The 3,143-nt window shown below is 47.8% G+C and carries 3 protein-coding genes; 2 read left to right on the top strand and 1 reads right to left on the bottom strand.

Features of this window, described 5'->3' with window-relative positions; genetic code table 11:
• Positions 1–597 (bottom strand): aminoacetone oxidase family FAD-binding enzyme (locus ACTIE6_RS21610; protein ID WP_439558608.1); only part of this gene is annotated, 597 nt, incomplete at its 3' end.
• Positions 598–708: 111 nt separating this feature from the next.
• Here ACTIE6_RS21610 and ACTIE6_RS21615 point away from each other — a divergent pair.
• Both ACTIE6_RS21615 and ACTIE6_RS21620 read left to right on the top strand, forming a co-directional pair.
• The gene (locus ACTIE6_RS21615) at positions 709–1,761 is read left to right on the top strand and encodes a saccharopine dehydrogenase family protein (protein ID WP_439558609.1); all 1,053 of its coding nucleotides are present in this window, start codon (positions 709–711) and stop codon (positions 1,759–1,761) included.
• A 15-nt stretch (positions 1,762–1,776) separates the two neighbouring features.
• On the top strand, positions 1,777–3,143 hold a 1,367-nt coding region (locus ACTIE6_RS21620), incomplete at its 3' end, for an aldehyde dehydrogenase family protein (RefSeq protein ID WP_439558610.1).

The following is a 3,143-nucleotide window of genomic DNA, read 5'->3' on the forward strand; positions in this document are numbered from 1 at the left end:
CAGGAAATTTTGAGGTGTATTAAATGTAAAAAGTGAAGGTACTGGTGAAATGATCTGGTGCTTGTGCGATTCAATCCAGTCAAAGCTGCTTAGTCGTGGATAGCCGCCGGTTGCGATTAGTAACCTGTTGGTTTGAAGGATTTCCTGCTCACCCAAATGCAGGTCAAATCCTTCCGGAGTGCATGTAAATGAATCAACTGCCGTACTTGTTCTTATTTCAATATTCAGCTGCCGCGCAGTCCGCAGCAGGCATTCAATGATGGTGTGCGAAGAGTCAGTCACCGGAAACATTCTTCCGTCTGCTTCCGTTTTTAACTTAACTCCCCTTTTTTCAAACCAAGTCACAGTTGCATTCGCGTCAAATTTCGGCAGCAGCTTTCGCAGCAACTTCTCGCCGCGAGGGTAGTTTTTGATAAAAAAACGAGGATCGGACGGGTTGTGAGTCACATTGCAGCGACCGCCCCCCGAGATCCTGACCTTGTTCAAAACGGTCCTGTTCTTTTCTAAAATGACAATTCTGGCCTCCGGGAATGTCTCAGCGGCGGTAATTGCCGCCATAAATCCGGAAGCGCCTCCACCAATAATTGCTATCTGCATCGTAATAGTTTCATCATGCAAAAATGAAATGTAAGTTTTAAAAACTGCAGTTTCTTTTCATATCTTTCAAAAACCTTCAAATAATTTAACAAAAACCCGTCAAAACTATACATGCAAAAAATTCTCGTGATCGGTTTGGGAAAAGTCGGCTCGCTGGTGGGAACACTGTTGAGCAAGCGCTTTGATGTAACAGGAGTAGATAAAGCTGCGCCGGCAATGGTGCTTCCGTTTCCTGTAATCTCAGGTGATATCAATGATCCTGAAAAACTGGATCAATTGATGAGCGGTCAGGATGCTGTGGTGTCGTGTATGCCCTACAATCTCAACCTGCCCATTGCCCGCAAAGCTTACGAGCACGGTATTCATTATTTCGACCTGACAGAAGATGTAGGTACCACAGCCGCAATCCGCGAGTTGGCGAAAGACAGCGCGAATGTTTTTGCTCCGCAATGCGGCCTCGCACCAGGCTTTATAGGAATTGTTGGAATGGACCTTGCAAAGAAATTCACGAGGTTACGTGATATAGAGCTGCGCGTTGGTGCATTGCCGAGGTACCCGAATGGTTTAATGGGCTACTCATTTACCTGGTCGCCCGCGGGTGTTGTGAATGAATACATTAATGATGCGGAAGTTATTCACAATGGCGTCAGGAAAATGGTACCTTCCTTGGAAGGCATTGAAATGATCAATATTGAAGGTCAGGAGTTTGAGGCATTCAGTACTTCTGGTGGCCTGGGCACCATGTGCGAAACACTCGAAGGAAAGCTGGATACCCTCAATTACAAAACAATTCGCTACCCGGGACATTGTAGTTTGATGAAGTTCATGCTTTATGAGCTTTGTTTAAAAGACAAACGGGAGCTGGTCGAGCAAATCCTGACAGAAGCCAAGCCGCCCGTGCAGCAGGATGTGGTGTATGTGTATGCAGTAGTGGAAGGCTGGAAAGACAGCCGGCTTGAACGCGAGGAATTTTACAGAGCATATCACCCGATCGAGATCGACGGAATACATTGGCGGGCTATCTCCTGGACTACGGCGGCCTCCATTGCGGCTGTGGTGGAAATGGTAGCAGATGCAGTTCTTCCTCAGAAAGGTTTTATCCGGCAGGAAGATATTCTCCTCAGCGATTTTCTTGCAACACAAAACGGCCGCTTTTTCCTTTAAAAATGCTTCTCTAAAATGATTGATATCAGAACTGTATTAAACAAGCTGGATATACAGCCACTAAACAATGGCATTACAACTGGTCAGAAAAGCTGGACGGGCGATGGTGACGTCATTGAATCCATTTCACCGGTTGATGGCAAAAAGATCGCCGGAGCAAACCAGGCAGAGCGCAGCGATTATGATCGGGTAGTGAAAAAGGCAGAAGAGGCATTCAGGATCTGGCGAATGCTGCCTGCCCCAAAGCGCGGCGAGATCGTGCGGCAAATGGGCGACGCGCTTCGGAATGCCAAGACGGAATTGGGTACGCTGGTCAGCTACGAAATGGGTAAAAGCTTGCAGGAGGGTCTCGGGGAAGTTCAGGAAATGATTGATATATGCGATTTCGCGGTCGGGCTATCGCGCCAGCTTTACGGACTGAGTATGCACAGCGAGCGGCCACAGCACCGGATGTTTGAGCAGTGGCACCCACTCGGTATCGTCGGTATTATTTCTGCATTCAACTTTCCTGTGGCAGTGTGGTCCTGGAATGCGATGCTGGCCTGGGTTTGCGGGAATGTTTGCATTTGGAAACCATCCGAGAAAACACCGCTTACTGCATTGGCTTGTCAGAATATCATCAGGTCGGTTCTGAAAAATAATGAGGTACCGGAGGGCGTATCGTGTGTGATCGTAGGAGGAAGGGAAGCAGGCGAGTGGATCGCTTCTGATGCGCGTGTGGCATTGGTATCGGCTACCGGAAGTACAAGAATGGGAAAAGCCGTGGCAGAGACAGTCGCGCGCAGATTAGGAAAAAGCATACTGGAACTTGGCGGCAACAATGCAATTATTGTAACCCAGCATGCCGACCTCAACCTCGCCATCCCGGGCATTGTCTTTGGCGCAGCCGGAACAGCAGGTCAGCGTTGTACTTCTACGAGGCGCGTGCTTGTGCAGGAGAGTATTTATGAAGAGGTAAAAACAAGATTAACAAGTGCCTATGCGCAACTGAAAATCGGAAATCCGCTTGACCCGGAAAATCATGTCGGCCCATTGATCGACTTGCATGCAGTTGATCAATACAATGCAACCGTTCAAAAGTTGAAAGAAGCCGGTGGGAAGTTTATTGTGGAGCCCGGCATTTTGGAAGGCGTGGATTTTAGCTCCGGCTGTTACGTCAGACCTTGTATTGCAGAAGTGGAAAATAGCTGGCCGATTGTTCAGCAGGAGACATTTGCGCCTATTTTGTATCTGATCAAATACAATACTTTGGAAGAAGCGATCGCAATGCAAAATGATGTGCCGCAAGGTTTGTCTTCGGCCATTTTTACATTGAAAATCAGGGAGTCAGAGTTATTCCTGTCACAATCCGGTTCCGATTGTGGGATTGCAAATGTCAATAT

The organism is Dyadobacter sp., assembly GCF_051859145.1.
In the GTDB taxonomy this organism is placed as follows: domain Bacteria; phylum Bacteroidota; class Bacteroidia; order Cytophagales; family Spirosomataceae; genus Dyadobacter.